Annotated in this window: 19 protein-coding genes; 5 read left to right on the top strand and 14 right to left on the bottom strand. The window is 54.7% G+C overall.

What is annotated here, in order from left to right; genetic code table 11:
- Positions 1-985, bottom strand: a 985-nt coding sequence (gene sbcB / locus ACEQ15_RS05110) for an exodeoxyribonuclease I (RefSeq protein WP_370278011.1), incomplete at its 3' end; no start/stop codon positions are given.
- 79 nt (positions 986-1,064) lie between these two features.
- Between sbcB and ACEQ15_RS05105 the strand changes: the two genes are divergently transcribed.
- Positions 1,065-1,490: a YchJ family protein gene (locus tag ACEQ15_RS05105; protein ID WP_370278010.1), complete on the top strand. Its 426-nt coding sequence runs from the start codon at positions 1,065-1,067 to the stop codon at positions 1,488-1,490.
- Positions 1,491-1,706: 216 nt separating this feature from the next.
- Positions 1,707-4,556 (top strand): DUF349 domain-containing protein, encoded by a 2,850-nt coding sequence (locus ACEQ15_RS05100; RefSeq protein ID WP_370278009.1) that lies wholly within the window; start codon positions 1,707-1,709, stop codon positions 4,554-4,556.
- Between the two features lie 210 nt (positions 4,557-4,766).
- Here ACEQ15_RS05100 and phbB read toward each other — a convergent pair whose 3' ends face one another.
- The 6 genes from phbB to ACEQ15_RS05070 all read right to left on the bottom strand — a co-directional run bounded on the left by phbB (position 4,767) and on the right by ACEQ15_RS05070 (position 14,254).
- Positions 4,767-5,516 (bottom strand): acetoacetyl-CoA reductase, encoded by a 750-nt coding sequence (gene phbB, locus ACEQ15_RS05095; RefSeq protein ID WP_370278008.1) that lies wholly within the window; start codon positions 5,514-5,516, stop codon positions 4,767-4,769.
- 189 nt (positions 5,517-5,705) lie between these two features.
- Complete coding sequence (locus ACEQ15_RS05090) at positions 5,706-7,070, bottom strand: MATE family efflux transporter (protein ID WP_370278007.1); 1,365 nt, start codon at positions 7,068-7,070, stop codon at positions 5,706-5,708.
- A 576-nt stretch (positions 7,071-7,646) separates the two neighbouring features.
- Complete coding sequence (locus ACEQ15_RS05085; protein ID WP_370278006.1) at positions 7,647-8,963, bottom strand: DUF1329 domain-containing protein; 1,317 nt, start codon at positions 8,961-8,963, stop codon at positions 7,647-7,649.
- A gap of 26 nt (positions 8,964-8,989) precedes the next feature.
- The gene (locus ACEQ15_RS05080; RefSeq protein WP_370278005.1) at positions 8,990-10,927 is read right to left on the bottom strand and encodes a DUF1302 family protein; all 1,938 of its coding nucleotides are present in this window, start codon (positions 10,925-10,927) and stop codon (positions 8,990-8,992) included.
- A 57-nt stretch (positions 10,928-10,984) separates the two neighbouring features.
- A complete protein-coding gene (locus tag ACEQ15_RS05075) occupies positions 10,985-13,375 on the bottom strand; it encodes an RND family transporter (protein ID WP_370278004.1) in 2,391 nt (796 codons plus the stop codon).
- A 21-nt stretch (positions 13,376-13,396) separates the two neighbouring features.
- Positions 13,397-14,254 (bottom strand): WD40/YVTN/BNR-like repeat-containing protein, encoded by an 858-nt coding sequence (locus tag ACEQ15_RS05070; RefSeq protein WP_370278003.1) that lies wholly within the window; start codon positions 14,252-14,254, stop codon positions 13,397-13,399.
- A gap of 70 nt (positions 14,255-14,324) precedes the next feature.
- On the opposite strand from ACEQ15_RS05070, the gene ACEQ15_RS05065 reads away from it, so the two are divergent.
- On the top strand, positions 14,325-14,567 hold the full coding sequence (locus ACEQ15_RS05065) for a hypothetical protein (protein ID WP_370278002.1): 243 nt from the start codon (positions 14,325-14,327) through the stop codon (positions 14,565-14,567).
- A 179-nt stretch (positions 14,568-14,746) separates the two neighbouring features.
- Here ACEQ15_RS05065 and ACEQ15_RS05060 read toward each other — a convergent pair whose 3' ends face one another.
- The gene (locus tag ACEQ15_RS05060; RefSeq protein WP_370278001.1) at positions 14,747-15,646 is read right to left on the bottom strand and encodes a LysR family transcriptional regulator; all 900 of its coding nucleotides are present in this window, start codon (positions 15,644-15,646) and stop codon (positions 14,747-14,749) included.
- Between the two features lie 200 nt (positions 15,647-15,846).
- Between ACEQ15_RS05060 and ACEQ15_RS05055 the strand changes: the two genes are divergently transcribed.
- The gene (locus ACEQ15_RS05055; RefSeq protein WP_370277999.1) at positions 15,847-16,440 is read left to right on the top strand and encodes a 2-hydroxychromene-2-carboxylate isomerase; all 594 of its coding nucleotides are present in this window, start codon (positions 15,847-15,849) and stop codon (positions 16,438-16,440) included.
- A 38-nt stretch (positions 16,441-16,478) separates the two neighbouring features.
- Positions 16,479-17,093 carry a glutathione S-transferase family protein gene (locus ACEQ15_RS05050; protein ID WP_370277998.1) on the top strand — a complete coding sequence of 205 codons (615 nt, stop codon included), beginning with the start codon at positions 16,479-16,481 and terminating at the stop codon, positions 17,091-17,093.
- Positions 17,094-17,186: 93 nt separating this feature from the next.
- Here the strand turns inward: ACEQ15_RS05050 and ACEQ15_RS05045 are convergent, their stop codons facing one another.
- The 6 genes from ACEQ15_RS05045 to dmpE form a co-directional block, all read right to left on the bottom strand.
- The gene (locus ACEQ15_RS05045) at positions 17,187-17,810 is read right to left on the bottom strand and encodes a TetR/AcrR family transcriptional regulator (RefSeq protein ID WP_370277997.1); all 624 of its coding nucleotides are present in this window, start codon (positions 17,808-17,810) and stop codon (positions 17,187-17,189) included.
- Positions 17,811-17,963: 153 nt separating this feature from the next.
- The gene (locus ACEQ15_RS05040; protein WP_370277996.1) at positions 17,964-18,155 is read right to left on the bottom strand and encodes a 2-hydroxymuconate tautomerase; all 192 of its coding nucleotides are present in this window, start codon (positions 18,153-18,155) and stop codon (positions 17,964-17,966) included.
- 104 nt (positions 18,156-18,259) lie between these two features.
- The gene (dmpH, locus tag ACEQ15_RS05035) at positions 18,260-19,051 is read right to left on the bottom strand and encodes a 2-oxo-3-hexenedioate decarboxylase (protein WP_370277995.1); all 792 of its coding nucleotides are present in this window, start codon (positions 19,049-19,051) and stop codon (positions 18,260-18,262) included.
- Complete coding sequence (gene dmpG / locus ACEQ15_RS05030; protein ID WP_370277994.1) at positions 19,051-20,079, bottom strand: 4-hydroxy-2-oxovalerate aldolase; 1,029 nt, start codon at positions 20,077-20,079, stop codon at positions 19,051-19,053. The genes dmpH and dmpG overlap by 1 nt, the downstream gene beginning before the upstream one ends.
- 114 nt (positions 20,080-20,193) lie before the next feature.
- Entirely contained in the window at positions 20,194-21,105 is a 912-nt protein-coding gene (locus ACEQ15_RS05025) for an acetaldehyde dehydrogenase (acetylating) (RefSeq protein ID WP_370277993.1), read from the bottom strand.
- Positions 21,106-21,326: 221 nt separating this feature from the next.
- On the bottom strand, positions 21,327-22,112 hold the full coding sequence (dmpE, locus tag ACEQ15_RS05020) for a 2-oxopent-4-enoate hydratase (protein ID WP_370277992.1): 786 nt from the start codon (positions 22,110-22,112) through the stop codon (positions 21,327-21,329).
- Between the last annotated feature and the right edge of the window lie 154 nt (positions 22,113-22,266).

Raw genomic sequence — 22,266 nt, 5'->3', positions numbered from 1 at the left:
TACGGCAAGTATCACCGTCAATCGACAAACGCTGTGCCTCTTCGGTGTTCAGCATGCCTGCCGGCGCGATGATTGGGCATTTGTTGGTGTGGATCTGCTTCAATGCGATGGTCGGATCAGATTCATCCAGATCCTCACGTCTGGTGTACATCAAACGCTGGAGATCCGCCGCTGACAGCTGCATCAATGGGGTCGGATCAAAGCGCAGGTCCCAGGCCAGCACCGCATTTTTATTGACCGGATGGGTACCGATCGGTGCGATCACTGCCAGGTTTCCATACTCCACCGGATAACGGGAGGAGACATGCAACACCGGTTTCATGCTGACCACATCCAGCTTGGCCTGGATCGCCTGTTTGCTGCGGTTCTCCAGCACAAATTGGTACAGCTTCGGCTGTTTCTCACGTACCAGTTTCGCCATCCCGATGGTGGCGTACACGTCTGACAGCGCATCGTGCGCCGCACCGTGGTCGATATTGTTGGCCTTGGTCAGGTCTTCCAGCCGCAGACTTGGGCTGCCGTCTTCGTAGGTTGGCCAGTTAATGCCCTCCGGGCGCAGCGCGCGGGTCAGACGCAGCATGTCGATGATGTCCCAGCGGGAGCAACCGTTCTGCCACTCGCGGGCGTAAGGATCGTAGAAGTTACGGTAGAGGGTGTTACGTGTGACTTCGTCATCAAAACGCAGGCTGTTGTATCCCACGCCGCAGGTACCGGGCTTTGCCAGTTCCGCATGGATTTCACGGATAAACTCCGCTTCACACAAGCCTTCGTCCAGCGCTTTCTGCGGGGTAATGCCGGTAATCAAGCAGGCATCCGGGTGCGGTAACAGGTCATCGGATGGACGGCAGTAGAACATCACCGGCTCATCGATAATATTCAGGTCCTCGTCAGTACGAATGCCGGCAAACTGCATCGGACGGTCGCGCCGTGGATCAGCGCCGGAGGTTTCATAGTCGTGCCAGAAAAAAGTCAGCTTCGCACTCACGGGTAAATATCCTTTTGGTGTATGGAACTGGATTACACAGGCGATATAATACCTCACAGTTCATGGAGGGATCATCCGTATGTTGCATGACCACGACCTCACTCGAGCCTGTCCTTGTAGCTCAGGCAAACCCTTCAGCTTCTGCTGCGAGCCTGCCATTGAAGGCCATAAGCCCGCGCCAACCGCTGAGGCGTTGATGCGCTCGCGCTATACGGCGTTCTCTCTGGGCGCAGTGGATTACCTGATTGCCACCACCGCACCGGAAAACCGTAACCCGGAAGACGCAGAGATTCTGACCGAACAGGTGAAATGCACCAACTGGGTCGGCCTTGAGATCCTCTCTACCGAGCAGGGCGCCAAAGGTGATACATCCGGCACGGTTGAGTTCAAGGCATCATTTGAAGCAGACGACCAAAGCGGCGTGCTGTACGAACGCTCCAATTTCCGCTGTGAAGACGGACAGTGGTATTACGTCGACGGCGACGTGGAAGTAACAATTAAGTAAGCTCTTTCTGCAGTACAGGATCTGTTCAACGACGGACAGATCCGCACTCACCGGCTGACATTAATCAAGGCAAAAACTGTGGTTTTTCCAACAGTTTCATCAATTCATAATAATTGAATGTCAAGCCTGTTCCTGTGACTTTTCTGCGCTAGAATAGCCTCCCCCAAGTGTTTATACGAACGTCGGGTTACTTTGTAATTTCGGGACCGGGATTGAATGTTGTTCAGATTTTTTAAACCCAAATGGCAAAATCAAAAAGCGGAAGTACGCCTGCGTGCTGTCGAAGAGATCAGCCATGACGCCCCCGATTCGAACCAGATTCTGGAGCAGTTAGCCCAGACGGATCCTGACCAGAACGTGCGTCAGGCCGCCACTTCCCGACTCAATAATCTGTCACTGCTGACCGAGATTGCCCGTAAAGAGCAGAACGAGATGATCCGCCGCTCGGCGCTGGATCGTATCTGCTGTCTGATCGTGGACCAACACGTGGCGCCGATAGAGCAACGTCGTGCCGCACTGGATCAGCTGGACTCGCCTAATCTGCTCACCCATGTGGTTCTGAAATCGTCAGATCAGGCCCTGCAGAGCCACGCGCTGGGCAAAATCACCGATCAGCACGCCCTGGCTACCATTATCCGTTCAGGCTCTTTAGCTCAGCTGCGTCGCCAGGCTGCGGAAAAGATGCGTGACGGCGAACTGATTGACGCGCTGATCAAGGAAACCCTCGGCCGCGACAAAACCGTCAGCCGTATCCTGCGCAACACCCAGGCCGAATTGCAACAGGCCGAGCAGGAGATGCTCGCCCAGCAACAGCGCTGCGAAGAACTGTGCTCATCTATTGAACAACTGGCCAACGGCGAATACTTCCCACAATACGGTGCCAAACTGAATGCGCTGAAGCAGCAGTGGGAACAGAGCGTCGATAGCGCCAACGACGACCAGATCAGCCGCGCCAGCGCATCGTTCAGCGTCGCAGAAGAGCGCCAGCGCCAAGTATTGGCCGAACAGGAAGCGCAACGTCTGGCAGCAGAGCAAGCAGCTCGCTTGGAAGCAGAACAGAAAGCAGTTATTGAAGAGCTGCGCCGTTTTGCCTCCGAACTGGTACAGAATGCAGCCCAGAGTGAACAGCCTGATGTGGTGAACACACAGGTTCTTGGCCTGCTGAAACGCCGCTGGGAAGATCTGGAAGAGACCACTCCGGAATTACAGAAGCGCTATCAGCGTGAGTATGAGCGTTGCGGGAAGCTGCTCGCCGCAACCGAGATACTGATCAGCGACGCAAACACCATCCAGCAACTGGTCCAGAAAGCATCCGACGCCGACACATTGAGTACGGCTCAGCTGGAGAAACTGATTAAGCAGTGTCGCAGTAAAACCAGCGACATCAACTGGCCGTCTGCAGATAACAAAGCAGCCGCGGTGCGTGCACTGGAAAAAAGCCGCCGCGCACTTGAGCAGAACCTGAAACAGCTGAAACAGCAAAGCCAGTCTGAGTTTAAGGCCTTTGAAGCACTGCTCGCTCAACTCGAAGAGGTGATCGCACAAGGCCTGAGTAAGGATGCCGACCGTCTGCAGAAACAGGCGGAACAAACCCACCAGCGCCTGGGCAACAGCTGTCCAAAAGCACTGGAGCGCCAGTTCCGTCAGTTGACCGCGCAGGTTCAGGAGATGCAGGAGTGGCGTGGGTTTGCCGTCAGTCCAAAGAAAGAAACCTTGTGTGAACAGATGGAAGCCCTGATCAACAGTGGCGTGGAACCCCAGCAGTTGGCGAACAAGATTCGTGAACTGCAGCAGCAATGGAAACTGCTGGACTCCACTGATCCGGTTCACTCCCACCGCATTTGGAAGCGCTTCAAGCAGGCTGCTGACGAAGCCTACAAACCATGTGAGCAGTACTTCAACAACCAGAAGGAGCTGCGCGAGAAAAATCTGCTTAACCGCCACAAGCTATGTGATCAGTTGCAGACCTACCTGGACGCGATAAACTGGGATGACGTCAACTGGAAGGAACTGGATGGCCTACTGAAACAGGCAAAACGTGAATGGCGCGAACACAGCCCGGTAGACCGCAGCCCGGGTAAGAAAGCCCAAACCCGTTTTAACGAGTTGTTGGCCCAGCTGGAAAACCCGCTTAAAGCTTACCGCCAGGAGAACGCTGAACTGAAGCGTCGCCTGATCGAGGAAGTCCAGGCTCTGCTGGAACAGGATGACCTGAGCACCGCCACCGATGAGGTGAAGGAGATCCAGGTACGCTGGAAAGAGATCGGCCCAACCTTCCGCAACAAAGAACAGCAACTTTGGCAGCAGTTCCGCGAACTTTGCAACGACGTGTTTGACCGTTTCCACCAGGTACGTCGCGAGCAATCCGAACTGAAATCCAGCGCCTCCCTGCAGGTGGATAAGATCTGTGACGAGATGGAAGATGCACTGTCACAGTTCATCGGCCTGCGCGCACTGGAATCCCTGCTGGATGAAGCCGACGCAATCTACAACGAGCTGGAAGAGCAGCTTTCTGACGAGCTGGCTCAGGAGTTCCAGGAACTTCAGGATGCACTGGAAGACCAGCGCAGCGCTCTGCTTTCCATGGTCGACGACCAGGTGAAAGCACTGCAGCGCAAAGCGATTCTGTGTGATCAGCTGGAGATGGCACTGCTGGAAGGCGGACATGAAGAAACACTGGGCGCGGTGTACGACGCCTGGATGGATAACATCCAGCTGCCGACGAAATTCCACGATGCGATGGAAAATCGCCTGCAAACCCTGGTGTCACTGGCAGAACAGGACGGCGATGCTTTGCACAACTGTCTGACCGAACAGGAATCTCGCCTGCGCCAGCTCTGTATTCGTCTGGAGATCGCGCTGGGTCAACCATCACCGGATGAAGACCAGGCCCTGCGTATGGAATACCAGATGCAACGCCTGCAGCAAGCGCTGGCACAGCAGGAAGAGGCCCTGAACCTGAAAGCGGTAAAAGCACTGCGTTGCGAATGGCTTTGTGTGCCGTTCAGCAACCACTACCCTGCTCTGGTACAGCGTTTCGAAAAGCTGCTAAACAACCTGCTTTAATCCTTCCCAAACTACCGCCAGTAAAAAGCGTAGGTTGGCCATCGCGGAGCGATGCCCAACAAATCGACTCAAGCAGGCCCCTTAACTGCTGGGCTTCGCGTTGCGAAGACCAACCTACAAGCTAGTCGCTTTATCGGTTCAAATCCATCTGACAATAAACAATAAAAAACCCGCCGAAGCGGGTTTTTTATTGTGCAGCTAATCTGATGATTAGTGCATGTGCAGACCACCGTTGATGGACATGTCAGCACCGGTGATGTAGCCGGATTCAGCTTCAGCCAGGAAGCTTACAATACGACCAATCTCCTCCGGTGTACCGAAACGGCCCACTGGAATGGTTTTGCAGATTTTCTCCTGGATTGCTTCGTCGATCTTCGCAACCATCGGAGTCATCACATAACCTGGAGATACGGTGTTAACAGTCACGCCTTTCGCTGCAACTTCCTGCGCCAGGGCTTTGGTGAAGCCATGGATACCTGCTTTAGCGGCGGAGTAGTTACACTGGCCGAACTGGCCTTTCTGGGCGTTTACGGAGGAGATATTGATAACACGACCCCAACCCTTTTCGATCATTGGGTTGATGACCAGACGTGTCATGTGGAACATGGAGTCTAGGTTTGCACTCAGAACTTCATCCCACTGTTCCCAGCTCATTTTCTTGAACTGTCCATCACGGGTGATACCCGCATTATTGATCAGCACATCAACAGTGCCACCAGCGACTTCTTGTACGGTCGCGATACACTGAGCGCAGGATTCCGCATCAGTTACATCACCATAAGCGACCAAGATATCGTACCCTGCTTCCTTCTGCTCTGCCTGCCAGGCTTTAGCTTTATCATGGTTACCGCCACTGTTGTATCCCGCTACTACTTTAAAACCGGAATCAACCAATGAACGGCAGATAAAAGTACCCAAACCACCGGTACCGCCTGTTACAAGAGCAATCTTCTGACTCATACTCACATCCCCTTTTTAGTAATTTATCGTGAGTTTACTGGGCTTTGTAATTCTTATTCTGTGTCAAATTCCCTGACTTGCTTCCGATCATAATATCAGCTTGTACAAGAAATAATATGACTTTGGTTGAATTAATTTGCCGACAGCTTATAGGGGTTATATGAAGTGGAAATTACAGAAGCGAAAGGTTTAAGCACCGTACTTCACTTGTGCTTCGTTTTGCAGACGAGCCAGATGACGACGCATCCAGAACCAGGCGGTCAATGCGGTCAGTGCATTGGCGATCACCAGACCACCAAACATGCCCTGCAAGCCATACAGCTCACTGCCTAACCAACCCAACGGCACGTAGAAGACGAACAGGCGGGTAATACTGATACGCATGGCCCGCATCGGCTGGTGCAATGCGTTGAAGCTGGATGCGGTGAGGAAGGTGGCAGCCTGGAAGCCAAAGCCCACCGGTACGATCAGTATCCAGATGCCGATCCAGGACTGGACATCGGCATTGTCGCTGAACACCGCAGCCACATAATCAGACGTCAGGCACAATCCAATATAGATCAGCGCCTGCCAGATCAGTGCAAAACGAATTGCAATGCGATACGCACGCACAACACGCTCGGTTTGAGCCGCCCCAAAGTTCTGACTGATAAACGGCGGCAGGGTCATCGACAACGCCAGACAAGCCAGCAGGGAGAGGGATTCCAAACGGTTACCCACACCAAATGCAGCCACGGCTTCTGCACCGTAGGTTGCTACCATGGCGGTCAAGACACCGTTTGCCACCGGCGTCATCATGTTGGAGAGCGCGGCAGGCAGACCAATCTTCATCACGGCACTCCAGTGCTGCCAGATGCGCACCAGATCGATCGATTGCAGGATCAGCAGGCCACGACGGTGATACAGGATATGCAGCACAATCGCACAGGTAATACCCCAGGCGATGACACTGGCAATCGCTGCACCCTGCACGCCCATGGCAGGTACGGGGCCCCAACCAAAGATCAACAGCGGGTCCAACACCATATTCATCGCTGAAGAGAGCGCCATAATCTTGGCCGGTGTTTTGGTATCACCGCTGGCGCGCATACAGGCGTTGCTCACCATATTCACCACCAGGAATACCGAACCCCAGAACCATACCGACATATAGGAGTTGATATAGGGCAGCAGTTTTTCCGACGCGCCCATCAGGCGAAACAGTGGCTCGATGATCAGCTGACAGCCCAATGCGATCAGCAACGTCAGGCAGGCGGTGCTGAGCAGATTATCGGTAGAGAGCGAACTGGCTTTCTGATGGTCACCCGAGCCGATCAGACGCGCCAAGGTGGCCGATGTACCGATCCCCAACCCGATCGCCAGGCTGGTAATGGAAAAGGTGACCGGGAAGGTAAAGCCCAGTGCCGCCAGCGGTTCAGTGCCCAATTTACCCACAAAATAGATATCTGCCAGGTTAAACAGCATCAGGCTGACGATCCCCATCATCATGGGTACGGTCATTCGCACCAATAAAGGCTGAATCTCATCTTGCAGCAGATCGGGTTTGGCAGACATGGGAATTCCGGAACAGAAGGTGGGGCTAATCCTAACGGGTATTTTGTCCCACGCAAGCAGTAATAACGAAACTCACTGTTTACCACCGTATTGGGAATAACAGCGAATAGGCCATAAAAAGCGTAGGTTGGCCTTCGCAACGCGAAGCCCAACAGATACGGGGCAATTTGGGGTCGACTGTTTGGCATCACTCCGCGATGACCAACCTACAACCGAGTTGATTTCTCTGTCCCACGCTATCTGACAATGAACCATAAAAAAGCCCGGACTGAGTCCGGGCTGAATGAGAGTTACTAGTACATTGAGGAACCTACGAACAAGTCCGAAACGCCTCTGGCATTCAGAGCGATTCGAGATCAAGGCAGTGATTACAGCCATGCTGGTTGCCTGGCGAAAATCACTAACGTAGAGATCGGATTGCTCTGAATGCCCCGAAGGGCGGGCGCTAAAACAGCTTTCTGCTTTGTCAGGAAGCTTGGAAAGGACTCGTCATTCCACTGCGCTCCCTTTCGCGCATTAAGCTGTTTTATCGACCGCAGAGAAAGTATCGGCCTTATTCGCAGGTTCCTTGTCGGATTAACGACCGGAAGCGCGCAGGTTCTGTACGGTGAATTTCTTCGCCGGGTTCAGCTTAGGGTCAACCTGACCTTTAAACTGACCGGTTGTACAGTGGTTCGCCTGCATATCCACCATGGAGAACGCATCGTCGATCGATACACCGGTGCCTTTGTTCTTCGGCAGGTGATGATCAGGATGGGACTGGCCGATCAGCCAGCTCTTCCACATATCCCCCTTACGGTCATAGGTGATGTTACGTGGAATGGTGAAGGTCTGGGCATCGATAAAGTGCTGACGCTTGCTGATCGGATGGTTTGGATCCACCGGATCAGACTCTACAACGTACACCTTACGCAACTGCCAGGTGATATTCGGGAAACAGCCACCTTTTCCGCCGAACGCCACAACCTGATAGCCTTCGTCATCCTTGTGGGTTTCCGCATCCAGCTCCATGTCGTTGTGGTTGTACATCGGCAGCAACATGGTCTTGGTACCTTTATAGGTCCAGTTCATATCACTGATGCGGCCGTTATAGCCTTCGAAGTCCTCGATCATGATGTCGGAGCCGAGGAAGGCATCGGTCACCTGGCCGGTGGACAGACGGCGTACACGACGCTGGAAGCCCAGATAGAGGTAGGCGTTATCGCGCTTCAGGTCGTCTTCGTAACGCTGAATCAACAGTTGGGTGTTCTTCACGTCAAACGGCTCCAGCACCTGTACGTAGATGCCACGGAACAGGTTGGACGGGTTTGGCGTCAGGGCCGGGTACGGCTCCTGGGAGGTACGGTGGGTGAAGTTCAGGAAGTGGAAGTTGAACTTGATGGTACGCTCAACCTTGCCACTCTCCATGTTGCGGTACTTCCAGTAGAACGGGTAGATCGCCGCAGAATCCCCCCAGTTGTAGCCGTACTTGTAGTTCCAGGCCAGCTTCTCGCCAGCACGAGGATCATCCATGGCTGGCTCCTCCAGGAACGGACGACCAGCCACAGAACCGGTGATCACACCTGGTTTATCACCCAGTACCACATCACCTGAGTACTTACGGGTCGCATCAATATAGGACTTATGCAGATCAAAGGAGGTCGTCTCACCCACCTTGATTTCGTAGTCGCCGTTTTTCACAAAGCGGTACATTGCCGGGTCGAGGTAGTCCTTAAAGGTCTCTACGTTGCCTGCGTTCACCACCATACCCGGAGAGATCCCGTCCGCTTTTGGCGCTCCGTTGGTGTATGGGAAAAAGGATTGCTGAATCAGCTCTTCGGACACCTGAGCGGCCTGAGCTGAAACCGATACAGTTGCAGCCACTGCAGCTGAGATCAAAGCGTGTTTAAACATGTGTATTACCTTTCTTATTGTCAGACTTAGAAGCGGTACTGCAGTGTGATCTGGTACTCATCCTCTTCGGAGGCCATACCGATCGGACCGGAACGAAAACGCCCCAGTGGTTCAAAACCAACCAGCCCCTGAGAGCCGGATACGTTGGCATCTGGATGGAACGGGGTCGCAGTCGCTGGTCCAAACGGGTTACAGGTACGGCAGTCATCAGCCGTCTGCGCACCGTCACCAAACTTGATGTTGGCACCCGCCACCAGCTTCCAGTTGTCATCGATCAGCCACTCAACCGACGGGGCTGCGACAGTAGCGCCGCCACGGAAGTCGTGGGCCATGATGATCTGTGGGCTCAAACGGTCGTTCATCCACCAGCCCTTAACCAGCAGGGTGGCGATGTGGTTGCTTGCCCAATCAGCAAAACCGCGTTGCTCGAAGCCCGGTGCGCCCGCCGCCTGCGCTTCGGTAATCTCCTGACGGTGGTCCAGCAGGTGCTGACCGAAGATCTGACCGGAGAACAGGAACGCACGATTACGGTTCAGGAAAGGAATAAAGACGTTTTTATCCGCGCCCACGACGTAACGGAATACATCGGATTCCGAGAACAGGCGTTTGCTGATGGTGTCGGCAAACTCCTCACCCTGGGTATACGCCGCTTCCACGCGGAATACGGTATCCAGGCTTTCGGCGTAATAGTCGAGGGAGCCACCCACCAGGTTCACCCGTGGGAAGTGGATATCGAAGGCGATCAAGTGATCAAACGGCTGGGACTCAACCGCCGCAGTAAACGCGTTATCCGCCGGAATACCACCACGCAGGGAAGGCAGTTGGGAGCGGAAGGTCAACGCGTTCAGGGAGAAGGTCAGGTCGTTGTACACACCTTCCAGTTTCATGCCCAGCTGGGTGTTGCTCAGGCTCCAGCTGGGCAGGTCTGCGTCACGGATACCGATGGTATTTGGTGCAAAATCGGTTGCCGTCATGCCGTCTGCATCCAGGCCTGCGAAGTTGGCCACGGTACCACCGTTATCCCACAGGTTTTTCATGCCACGGAAGAAGCAGGACGCATCCATGATGTTGTAAGCACCGGAACAGCTACCCAGGTTGTGTGGACGGAACTTATCGAAGTTCCACACGGTGGACAGGTTCAGATCCTGGAACGGACCGGTTGGACCCATACGCCACTCAGCCTGCACCATCCACATAGGGATTCGGATATCTTCCAGCTCGTCGTAGATGTTGTGACGGCTGTAATCCACCGGGTTGATCACGTCCAGTACACGGAACAGGTCGGTGCGGCCCCATACGACCTGTTGACGACCCAGGCGAATGTTCAGCTGGTCACCGTTGGCGTAATCGTGCGTGGCGTCAACGTACAGCTCACGCAGGAAGTCGAGACGGTCGTTGAACTCCGGGTGCTTCAGATCGCTCTCATCCGCATCCAGGTAATCGTCGATACAACCACGGCTGTCCACGTCACACGGACGTACCGGCACACCAAAGGCTACGCCGCCGCCCTGGGGATGCAGCCCCTGTCCCAGGAAGATCAAGCCTTCATTGGGGTTGGCGTTAACGGAATCGAAGTCCCCCTGTGGCAGCACAATACCGCCACCATGAGGAACAAAGTCAGCCGCTACCGTGGAACCAGTGTCCTGCAACTGGATAGAACCACCGGCGTTGGCACCAAACTCATCGTCGTTCAGGTCGTACACACCGTCGTACGTTGCACGCAGGGTGCCGTGTACGGAGGCTTCGTTCCAGAAACCGCCGCCGTTTAATGGGCGGCTGAACTCCAGCTGCGCGGTATTGCGGAACTTGGACAGACCCCGTGTTTCACGGTAGTAGGTCGCATTTTCCACAAAACCGGCCACTTCGGTTTCTGTTGCTGAGACAGCGGGCGCAGCCATTGCCGCCGTGGCCGTGGCTACCGCCAGGGCCAGTCGACTGGCGCTTGTTGTTATTGTTTTTGTCATTATTCTTAACCCCTTCGGATTATTGGTCACTTCAGTGTTTGAACTCCTCTGCACCGATCAGGCATGGATGATGCCGTCCTCGTCCGCATAGGCTTCGCAGATAAACTTCGGCTTGAAGACCAGCACCCAGCTCGGCACCAGCAGCATCGCCGCCGCACCGTTAAGCAGAACCATGACGATCAGCAGCAGGGCCGCGTCGGACTGGAAGCGCAGGTCAGATAGGATTACCCACATCACGATGCCGGCGATCAGGGTGATCGCGGTGAAGCTGATGGCGAGGCCCGTGGTGCTGATGGCACGTTTCACGGCAGCACTCAGGTCTTTCAGTGCGACCATCTCGGCGCGGATGCGGTCCATCATGTAGATGGAGTAGTCGATACCAACCCCCACCCCTACGGCGATGATCGGTACGGTGTTGATGTTTATGCCCATCTCGGTCACGCCCATGTAGGCGTAGGTCAGAGTGGTGGCGAACAGCATCGCCATGAACATCATGGTGCCTGCCATCAGGGACTGGTAGAAGAACATCACCATGGCGAAGATCAGGATGAATACCAGCGGCAGTACCCAGAGGTTGGTCTCGTAAGCCGCTTCGTTCATAGATGCGGTCACACCGATGGTGCCACCCGCCAGACGGATGGTCAGGCCTTCCACATCGTTGCCGTGCTCTTCAATCCACTGCTTGGCGGTATGGATGGCGCGACGGATGGTCTCGCCCTGGTGATCCTTGTAGTAGAACACCAGGTTGGCGATGCGCTCGTCAGTATCCACAAACTCTTTCAATGCACCCGGGATCGGACTGGACATCATGTAGGTGAACATCAGTCCCCCCACGTACATTTCATCATTCGGGATCTGCGCCCAGCGCGGATCGTCGTTGTGCAGCAGACGGTTCACCTGCTTCACCAGATCAGGTACACCTTTGGAACCACCCACCTCCGGATCAAGCAGCATGTGAGCCTGCAGATCCGCCAGCGCTTTCAATACTTCAGGGCGCTTGATGCCGCCCTTCTCGTCAGTCTCCGCGACGATGTAGAGTTCTTCCGATCCTGGGAAGCTGTCGTTGACCGCCTTGGAGCTGATGTTGTAGTCGTGATCCTGATAGAGGATCGGACTGCCCGGCTCAGACTCACCGATCACCACCTTGGAACTGAAGTACCAGCCACCCGCCAGCAGGAATGCTGCGAAGAACAGTGCATTCTTAGCCGCACGTTCGCCGCTGATAATGCCCGCGCAGGCGTACCCCACGTTGCGGAAGATATTGTGTTTGATGTCGTGTTTTTTCGGTTTTGGCAGGATCGACAACAGCAGCGGTACTGCCAGCAGCACAGTGATGATGATGGTCAGCGCCCACAGGGAAGCGTAATGAGCCAGCTTGGTGTTGAGCGGAATGGAACCGATGGCGATCAGCAGCAGACCGATGGCGTCGGAGACCACACCCAGGCTGCCGGGACGGAACAGGTTCTCGAAGGTCAGCCGTGCCGCCAGATGGTGGTCAGAGTGGTCATTCAGTTCCAGATAGTAACGCTCCACGATCTGGATACCGTGTGACATGGCGCGCGCCGAGATCAGGAACGGGATTACCAGACCCAGCGGGTCCAGGTTGTAGCCAAACAGGGAGATGATGCCGATCCCCCAGATAGAGGAGACAATCACCGCACCCAGTGGAATCAGCACGCCGTATGCCTTGCGGAAGTAGAACACCAGCAGGGAGATCATGATCAGCGCGGTAAACAGGAAGATCTCGATGATCTGGACCAGGTACTGGTACGCCCAACCCACCAGCATCGGCTGACCGGTTACGTGGATCTTGATACCGGCAGCGGCCTCATCGGCGCGCATCTTCTGGATCTCGTTGAAGGTTTTCTCGTAGTCCAGCTGACCTTCGTTGAGCTGCGCCTTCACCAGCGCCATCTTCATGTCAGGCGACACCAGCGGGCCGTACACACGTGGATCGGCCACCACGTCACTGCGCATCTGGGCCAAAGTCTCCGCATCCATCTCACCACCTTGTGGGTCGTAGTAGGACTTGGAGTTCACGTTGCCCTCCGGAGTCATCCACACCTTACGCGAGTTGCGGTGGGTGACACTGGCCACCAGGTTGTGGTTGATGCCCGGCAAACTGTCCACCGCCAAGGTGATGCGATGGATTTTGGCCAACGCTTCATTGCTGAAGATGTCGCCCTCCTCCACCTCGACCCCCACGATGATCACGTTGGCACCACCGAAGGACTCCTTGATCTCGTTATGCAGCTCGATATAGGGATGGCTCTGCGGCAACAGGTCCGCAAAGTCGGAGTACATCTTCACGCTGGGAATCTGGTACGCGAAGAACAGTGTGATCGCTAGAATCACACTCAGGATCAGTTTCGGGTGACGAAACACCGACTCATCCAGGCTGTGTAGAAAGTGCGTCGCCTTGTGGGCGTCTGCGGATTTTTTATCCATGATGGGTAAAACCTGTTGTTATTATTTGACGTCTACAGTGAACAGCGAGCCCCAACCGCCAGCGACCAGCAGCTGCTTCTCACTTAGCGCCTGTGCATCACGCAGATACACTGGGATCTTCGGGGATTCGATTCGCTTCCAGCCGTTGCCATTCAGCTCAAGCACGTTGCCGTGATCGCCGGTTACAAACAGACGCTCGCCCAGGGCGTGGAAGCTGTAGAGAGGTGATTCGGTAGGGGTTTCCTGGCGCTGCCAGCTGACACCACCATCGGTGGTATGCAGGATCTGACCACTCAGGCCTGCGGCCCAGCCTTCATTGGCCGAGGTAAAGTGGATCCCCTGCGGGTAGAAATCGTTTGGCATGAACTCAGGGGCTGACCAGGTCGCGCCGCCATCGGTGCTTTTCACCACCAGCCCAAACTCACCGGCGATGATCAGGGTGTTCTCATTGATGAACTTCACATCGGTCAGTTGGGAATCCTCTTCCAGCGTGATCTCATTCCAGCTTTCACCCTTGTCGCGCGAGCTGATGATGGTTGAGAAGCTGGCGGTTACCCACACACTGTTGTCTGGCCCACAGGCCAGGGAGAGCACACTTTCCTGGGTGCCGGTGGCTGAAGCACGCCAGTTACTGGCTTTGTTATCGGCAAACCACACCTGACCATCCATCCCCAAAGCGACGAAACTTTGGTCCGGGCAGGTTTCCACATCCACCAGGCTTGGCTGGGATGGGATCAGTTGACGGTTCCAGCTGAGGGTATCGAGAGGGCTGCTTAGCACAATGCCATCACTGCCCACCGCCAGGACGGTGGAATCGTTGGCTGCAACAGCCTGGAATTGATCGGTACGACGAACGGATTTGGCCAGTTCTTTATCCACCCCTTCCAGATTCAGAGGGGCTTCACATCCGGTTAGCGCCAACGGCAATAGCGCTACGGCCAGAGATCCTTTGACAGATTTTGCGCGGGAAGCGTGGGGAGTAACAACAGAACTGTCCACAGCCTCGACGCATGTTTTTTTAATTATTGACGTCATCGCTTACTTCACCAAAAGTCTTGAATTGGGTGTAAAAACACCGCCTCAAGCTGGTGTGAGCAACGGCCGTGCCAGTTTCCTAGATTTCTTGAAATCCTTTACCAAACAGAGCTACACACCGCGCGACGCGGGCGTTACAGCGGGGGTAGGATTTTGAGGATATATCGGAGAACGATCGCGCGTAAGAAACTCCTCACGGTTCGAGCAATGAGATTTAATGATTTCATCAAGCAAATCGTTTAAGCCTTAATCAAATCATCAATCGATAAAGCTATTGAGCAAATCATTAAAAATATGACGAACTCAGATGGAGGATACGGCTCTCATCTGAGTGTGTTACTGCCAGGGTGGGATAGGCGTGAACTGCTCCAGCAGGTAATCGACAAACACTCGGACTTTTGCTGGCAGGTGACGACGGTGGGCATACAGCAGGTGGATCTGCTGTTTATCGATCTCATACTCCTGCAGCAATGGAACCAAACAACCCGATGCGATCGCCTCCCCCACCATAAAGCTGGATAACCGGACGATGCCTCCGCCCAGCAACGCATACTCATACAGCGCTTCGACGTTATCCGTAACAAAGCCTTGGCTGACCTCTACCAGCTCACTTTGCCCTTCACGGAAGAATCGCCAACGGTTAAACGCCTCGTTGGTCGACAGTCGTAGGCACTGATGATGATCCAATTCATTGGGCGTCTGCGGTGTACCAAAACGCTCTAGATAGTCGGGGCTGGCACAGACCAGTCGCTGACTCTCTCCCAGCTTACGGGCAATCAGGCTGGTATCCTCCAGCTCGCCCAGACGGATCGCCACATCGATCCGCTCGCCGATTAGATCGACAGAAAATCCACTGAGCTGCAATTCGATCTCAATCTCCGGATACCGGCTCTTGAATCCGGGTAACAGGGGCAGCAGTTGTTGTCGGGCAAACCCGGGCGAGCTGTTGATACGCAGGATCCCCTTGGGGATCTGTCCAAATCCACTCAACGCATCTTCCGCCGCTTCCACATCCTGCAAAATATCCAGGCAGCGCTGGTAATAAACCTGCCCGCCTTCGGTAAGACTTAAAGTCCGGGTGGTACGGTTCAACAACCTAACCCCCAAGCGGGATTCCATCCGCGAGATCAGTTTGCTCACCGCTGACGGCGAAAGCTCAAGCTCGCGCCCGGCTGCGGAGAAGCTGCCCGACTTCACCGCCGCCACAAACACCTGCATCTCACTCAATTTATCCACCGAAATCACTCCAGCACCACCTATGAATTCAGTTCACAGGTTATATGACAGTTTTGATATTTATCGAAAAATAGCACACGCGTTACGCTAAGAGCTATCCACTCTGTGGCAACTGCCCACGGATGCCATTCCAGGTATCCGGCCCCCATTGCCGGATACCTGTGCTTTTTAGTCCTAACCAAGCCAAAGGGGAATGGACGATGACTCAACCTGTCGACGTCAAACTCTTTTTTAATTTCCGCAGCCCTTACTGTTACCTGGCCAGCAAAACACTCTGGCCGGTGGTAGACGACTTCAACACCAACCTGCTCTGGCGTCCTGTCGGCAGCTGGGATCTGCGTTCACCACCGGACCGGGCAAAAACCAAGATGCCGCTGGCCCGCCAGGATATCGCCCGCTTTGCCAAACGTATGGGTATTCCACTGACACCGCCACCAGCCACCACCGATCCAACACTCGCGGGTATCGGCTCACTTTTTGCCGAAAAACAAGGCATGCTGCGCCCTTACATCGTCGAAGTGATGTGTCAGGAGTGGGCGCACGGTAAGGACATCGGCGAAATCGATGTACTGCTCGAAGTAGCCGAAGACATTGGTCTGAACAAGCGTGAATTCGCAGCTGCTTTGGACTCCACGAACTACCGCGCACAGCTGAAGAAGAACGCTGAAGAAGCCACTGAACTGGGTGTAATCGGTGTGCCCACTTTTGTGATCGGTGACCAGATCTTCTGGGGACAGGACCGCATCGACTTTGTGTTGGACGAGCTACGCGAACTGCGTGCGACCCGCGTCTGATCCCATTACGCCATAAGAAAGCCAGTAGGAGTCTCTCCATGTCTAACCTCCGTCTGTACGATAAACCGGAATGCCCGTTCTGCTGGAAGATACGTCTTGCCCTCTTCGAACTGGGATTAGATGTCGAGCGGATAGACTCCGCCGATCTGGCCACACGCGCTCAATGGCAGGCTCTCACACCCCGCAAGACCGTACCGGTATTGGTCCAGGATGACCTGGTGATCTACGAATCCAACGTCATCCTGGAGTATCTGCAGGATCTGACAGGACAACTGCTACCCAAAAAACCGGACGCTCGTGTGCAGGCACGCCTGATCAACGCATACAGTGACGGAGTGATCGGCGCTGGACTGCGGGAGGTGATCTTTGAGAAACGGGGCAATCCACAAGCAGAGTGGGATATGGAACGCATCGAGCGTGGCACCGCCCAGTTTGAAGCTGCGCTTGGCCATCTTTCAGATCAGCTTGGGGATAAGACGTTTTTTGCAGACAGTTATTCGTTACCTGAGTGTGCGCTAACGGCGCGCTTTGGGCTGGCAGAGGGGTATGGAGTGGAGATCCCGGAGCGCTTTGCAAATCTTCGGGCGTGGTTTGCAAGAATGAAGGAACGAGAGAGTTATCTAATCACTGCGCCAAAGCATTTGATCCTTTGATGCATCAACTCTGCTGACACTATTCCTCATACCGCTCTACAGAGGGATTGATCACCTCAATCCCTTTTATCAAAGCCAGCATCAGAGCCAGATTCAGGGCAGCGCCCCCAGCATAATCTCAACTGTACTTTTGACCAGTTTGTCATCCGCACCCGCTTTAACCATCGTACGTAACCCTCCCATACAGGTCACCAGATAAGCTGCCAACTCAGCGGCGTCACGTTCGGCAGGAATATCTCCTTCACGCTGCGCCTGTTCCACCGCTTCCTGAAATACGCCACGGAAGCGAGTCAGGCTGTCGTTGACCACTTTGGCAATCCCCGGATCGGTTTGACCCAGCTCGCTGGCGGTGTTCATCATAAAGCAGCCACGGGGCACTTCATTATCGATCCGGTCATTCAGCACACCACTCATAACGTTACGCAGGAACGTCATGCCACTCGGCGCTTCTTCCAGCAGATTTGTCATGCGGGCAACGGATCGTTTTTGATAAAGCAGCAGGCAACGGGTAAACAGGGCGTGTCGTCCCCCGAAGGTTTGGTAGATACTGCTTTCAGGCAAGCCGGTGGCCTGAAGCAGTCGCTGCATAGAGCAGGCTTCATAACCGTCGCTCCAGAAGGCGTGCATCGCAGCTTCCAGTGCTGTTTCGGGATCAAATGCAAGCGAAGTATCAACAGTCATGAGATTGAGTATGGACCAACTGGTCAATTTATCCACAACCGTAATCTAGCACTTAGGTATATTTTGATGCTCCGGTGCTGCTGATTTTTTCAGTCTATTAACTCTATGAACGTGCCCCTCCCAAAAAAATGAGGACCCAAAGGTCCCCAAAGTAGAGTGCGCTATTTCCTTAATTTCTTAATTTCCCGCCTATCGCCCCAGCTTCTGAGCAGATTGTCCTGCTATCCCAAAATGCTGTTTAGGCATCTCGTTAATCAGGATACGTACACTCTCAGGCGGCGCATCCAGAGCCCGGACAATCGCGGCGGTCACTTCCTCGATAAGCGCTTCCTTCTGCTCATTCGTGCGACCTTCCATCATGTTGATCTGTGCGATTGGCATAGTGTTTCTCCACATTTGTAGCAGCCCGCTCCGAGGGCGACACAAACATTGAAATGTCGCGCCGGTACCCTACAGGGCATAAAAGCCCGCTGCTACAGGTCAGATTAAACGAACTTACCGCTGATGGTGCCCAGGTCCTGATAGCGAACGCAGAAGGAATCCCCCTTGTTCACCTGCACCGCGGCTGTGATCGCACCGATCATGATGAAGGAGCCTGCTGGCAGTTCTTCACCACGCTCGCCCAGCATATTCGCCAGCATCGCTACAGACGCCGCGGGGTGACCCAGCACTGCTGCACCCGCCCCCACTTCAACCACTTCACCGTTCACTTCCATCACTACACCCAGGTTTTTCAGGTCCAGGTCAGCAACGTCAGCCATACGGCCACCGGTCACAAAGCGGGAGGAGGAAGAGTTGTCCGCGATTACACTCTTCAGGTCGAACTTGAAGTCCTTGTAGCGGGAGTCGATCACTTCCACCGCAGGCATCACGAAGTCGGTAGCACGCAAAACATCACCGATATGTACACCCGGGCCTTTCAGCGGCGCTTTAGTGACAAACGCCAGTTCCGCTTCGATCTTCGGGTGGATCAGTTCGTCGTGTTTGATCTCGCCACCTTCCGGCACGGAGAAGTAATCCGCCAGGAAGCCATAACATGGGTGCTCAACGCCCATCTGTGACATCTTCGCCCAGGAGGTCAGGCCCATCTTCATACCAACGATCTTGTTACCGCGCGCTTCTTTACGACGGCGGATCTCCCACTGGATATCAAACGCGTCTTCGTAAGTCATGTTCGGGAAGTCATCGGTAATCTTGGTGATCTCGTACGCTTCCAGTTCGGCGTTCTCGCAGTGGATCGCCAGTTCTTCGATTTGTGCTTTAGTCAGATTGCCCATCAGATCAGCCCTTTCTCTTTAGCCATGGTCAGCGCCAGGTCTTCAATCATGTCTTCCTGACCACCCACGGTGCCGCGGCGGCCCAGTTCTACCAGCAGGTCACGCGCCTGAATGCCGTATTTGGCTTCTGCGCGCTTGGCGAACAGCAGGAAAGAGGAGTAGACGCCGGCGTAACCCAGGGTCAGTGCGTCGCGGTCTACGCGGATTGGCTGGTCCATCATCGGAACAACGCGGTCTTCCGCTACATCCATGATCTTGTACAGATCGATGCCGTGGTCTGCACCCATGCGTTCCAGTACAGCCACGAATACTTCCAGTGGTGTGTTACCGGCACCGGCACCCAGGCCTGCTACGGAGCCATCGATACGTACTGCTCCGGCTTCAACCGCCGCCAGGGAGTTGGCGATCGCCATGCCCATATTGTGGTGGCCGTGGAAACCGATCTCGGTGGTCGGATTCAGTTCGGAGCGCAGGGCACCGATCTTTTGAGTCACTTCATCCGGCAGCATGTAACCGGCGGAGTCGGTGCAGTAGATGCAGTTAGCACCGTAGGATTCCATCAGTTTGGCCTGCTCGATGATCTGCTCAGGCGTTGCCATGTGCGCCATCATCAGGAAACCTACGGTGTCCATCTCCAGCTTTGCTGCCAGACCGATGTGCTGTTCGGACACGTCCGCTTCAGTACAGTGGGTCGCAACACGGATGGTGCTCACGCCCAGATCTTTGGCCATGCGCAGGTGATCAACAGTACCGATACCTGGTAGCAGCAGCGCAGATACTTTGGCGTTTTTCATCTTAGGGATGACTGCACCCAGGTACTCCTCGTCGGAGTGTGCCGGGAAACCGTAGTTCACAGAGGTACCACCCAGACCGTCACCATGAGTGACTTCGATCAGCGGCATGCCCGCTTCGTCCAGACCGGTGGCGATATCCACCATCTGGTCCACGGTGATCTGGTGACGTTTGGCGTGCATACCGTCACGCAGGCTCATATCGTGGAGTACTACTTTTTTGTCTTTCAAATTCATCGTTTAACCCTCGATGTTCCCGTAAATGTCGCGGTCAGAGCCCGCTGCTACACCAGTTCTTCGCTCTGTAGCAGCCCGCTCCGAGGGCGACGAGATGTCACGGGAAATGCATTCTTATCCGCGCGCTGGCAATGTGATGGTTCCGTTTGCCGCTTCTTCAGCAAACATCTCTGCGGTGCGCAGACCCGCTGCGGTCATGATGTCCAGGTTACCTGCGTACTTCGGCAGGTAGTCGCCCAGGCCTTCCACTTCCAGGAAGACGGAGACACGGTTGCCGTCAAACACAGGGCCGTTTACCAGGCGATAACCCGGTACATACTTCTGAACTTCCTTGATCATGTTGTGCACGGATTCGGTGATCGCCGCTTCGTCCGGAGTATCTTTGGTCAGACAGTGCACGGTGTCGCGCATGATCAGTGGTGGCTCAGCCGGGTTGATAATGATGATCGCCTTACCCTTATCGGCACCGCCCACCTTCTCAACCGCACCGGCGGTGGTACGGGTAAATTCGTCGATGTTTTTACGGGTACCCGGACCTGCAGAACGGGAGGATACGGTGGCGATGATCTCGCCGTACTCGACTGGCTGTACCTGGGATACAGCAGCCACCATCGGGATGGTCGCCTGGCCACCACAAGTCACCATGTTGACGTTCATCTCCAGTTCTTTGGCGTGCTGTTTCAGGTTTACCGGCGGCACGCAGTAGGGACCAATCGCGGCGGGCGTCAGGTCGACCATAATCACACCCTGCTCGTTCAGCTTGCGGCTGTTCTCAGCGTGTACGTAGGCAGAGGTTGCATCGAAGGCTACGCGGATGTCGTCTTCAATTACATGTGGCAGCAGACCATCCACCCCTTCAGCGGTGGTCTTGATGCCCATCTCCTTGGCGCGCTTCAGACCGTCGGATTCCGGGTCGATGCCCACCATCCAGACAGGTTCGATCCACTCGGAGCGGAACATCTTAATCAGCAGGTCGGTGCCGATGTTACCCGGGCCGATAATGGCCGCTTTTAATTTTTTGCTCATTCTTCTCTCACCCTTTAACAGTCATGCGGGGCGATAGGCGCTCTTGGGAGGCGTGTAAAAACTATTGCGACTTGGCTATAGGGCGTTTAAAAGCCACTCAAAATGCTCATTTACTCCAGTAATACCCAATGGGCACACTGACATGCGCTTTTTCGTGTCTTTTTGCCTTCTCTAGCCTGCGCTCATTACGTTTTTTCACACCCTCCATTGGCGTCTATCTGTTATACGAAGCGCACGGAGGCAGAACCGATGCCACCGATGCTGACACTCATGTGGTCACCGGCCTGAACCGGTTCCAGCGGTACCAGAGAACCGGACAGGATCACTTCGCCCGCCTTCAGTGGGATACCGAACTCACCCAGGGTATTGGCCAGCCACGCCACGCAGTTCACCGGGCTGCCCAGTGCTGCTGCGCCCGCACCGGTGGAGATGACGGAACCGTTCTTCTCGACCACCATGCCGCAGGTCGCCAGGTCCACTTTGCGTGGATCTACTGCTTTGTCGCCGAGGATGAACAGACCGCAGGATGCGTTATCCGCCACGGTGTCCTGGATCTTGATCTGCCAGTTTTCGATACGGGAATCGACCACTTCAAAACACGGGATCACACAATCGGTGGCTGCCAACACATCAGCGTTGGTCACACCCGGACCCATCAGGTCTTTTTTCAGGATGAAGGCGATCTCGCCCTCTGCTTTTGGCTGGATCAGCTGCTCGCTGATCGGCATCTCCTGACCCTGGCTGTACGCCATCTTATCCGTCAGGTAACCGAAGTCCGGTTGGTGCACGTTCAGCATGTTCTGAACCGCTTTAGAGGTGACACCGATCTTCTTGCCGATGATGGTTTCGCCCGCTTCTACACGACGCTCGATCATGCGCAGGGAGATGTTGTAAGCGTCTTCAATGGTGATGTCGTCGTAACGTTCGGTGAACGGACGCAGGGTTTGCAGCTGCTGCATCGCTTCGAACAGCTCGTCACCACATTGGATAATTTGTTCTTTGTTCATATCTGGTCTCTTCTCAGTTACCCGTTTTGTTCGGGAAAGCTGGGGTCAGATTCAATCGCGAGCTCTTAGTCCTGATTAATTCACTTGTAGGGCAGGCTTCAGCCTGCCGGCACCCTGAAGGGTGCCCTACAATATGAGGCGGATATTATTAAGC

It is taken from the genome of Pontibacterium sp., from assembly GCF_964228735.1.
Classification (GTDB): Bacteria; Pseudomonadota; Gammaproteobacteria; order Pseudomonadales; family Balneatricaceae; genus Pontibacterium.
Note: the sequence above shows the minus strand (reverse complement) of the source record. Positions and strands in the feature narration are given on the sequence as shown.

Excerpts from the sequence above, each read along its gene's own strand:
- ACEQ15_RS05105 (WP_370278010.1), top strand. The coding sequence starts at position 1,065 with ATGTTGCATGACCACGACCTCACTCGAGCCTGTCCTTGTAGCTCAGGC.
- ACEQ15_RS05100 (WP_370278009.1), top strand. The coding sequence starts at position 1,707 with ATGTTGTTCAGATTTTTTAAACCCAAATGGCAAAATCAAAAAGCGGAA.
- phbB (WP_370278008.1), bottom strand. The coding sequence starts at position 5,516 with ATGAGTCAGAAGATTGCTCTTGTAACAGGCGGTACCGGTGGTTTGGGT.
- ACEQ15_RS05090 (WP_370278007.1), bottom strand. The coding sequence starts at position 7,070 with ATGTCTGCCAAACCCGATCTGCTGCAAGATGAGATTCAGCCTTTATTG.
- ACEQ15_RS05085 (WP_370278006.1), bottom strand. The coding sequence starts at position 8,963 with ATGTTTAAACACGCTTTGATCTCAGCTGCAGTGGCTGCAACTGTATCG.
- ACEQ15_RS05080 (WP_370278005.1), bottom strand. The coding sequence starts at position 10,927 with ATGACAAAAACAATAACAACAAGCGCCAGTCGACTGGCCCTGGCGGTA.
- ACEQ15_RS05075 (WP_370278004.1), bottom strand. The coding sequence starts at position 13,375 with ATGGATAAAAAATCCGCAGACGCCCACAAGGCGACGCACTTTCTACAC.
- ACEQ15_RS05055 (WP_370277999.1), top strand. The coding sequence starts at position 15,847 with ATGACTCAACCTGTCGACGTCAAACTCTTTTTTAATTTCCGCAGCCCT.
- ACEQ15_RS05050 (WP_370277998.1), top strand. The coding sequence starts at position 16,479 with ATGTCTAACCTCCGTCTGTACGATAAACCGGAATGCCCGTTCTGCTGG.
- ACEQ15_RS05040 (WP_370277996.1), bottom strand. The coding sequence starts at position 18,155 with ATGCCAATCGCACAGATCAACATGATGGAAGGTCGCACGAATGAGCAG.
- dmpH (WP_370277995.1), bottom strand. The coding sequence starts at position 19,051 with ATGGGCAATCTGACTAAAGCACAAATCGAAGAACTGGCGATCCACTGC.
- dmpG (WP_370277994.1), bottom strand. The coding sequence starts at position 20,079 with ATGAATTTGAAAGACAAAAAAGTAGTACTCCACGATATGAGCCTGCGT.
- ACEQ15_RS05025 (WP_370277993.1), bottom strand. The coding sequence starts at position 21,105 with ATGAGCAAAAAATTAAAAGCGGCCATTATCGGCCCGGGTAACATCGGC.
- dmpE (WP_370277992.1), bottom strand. The coding sequence starts at position 22,112 with ATGAACAAAGAACAAATTATCCAATGTGGTGACGAGCTGTTCGAAGCG.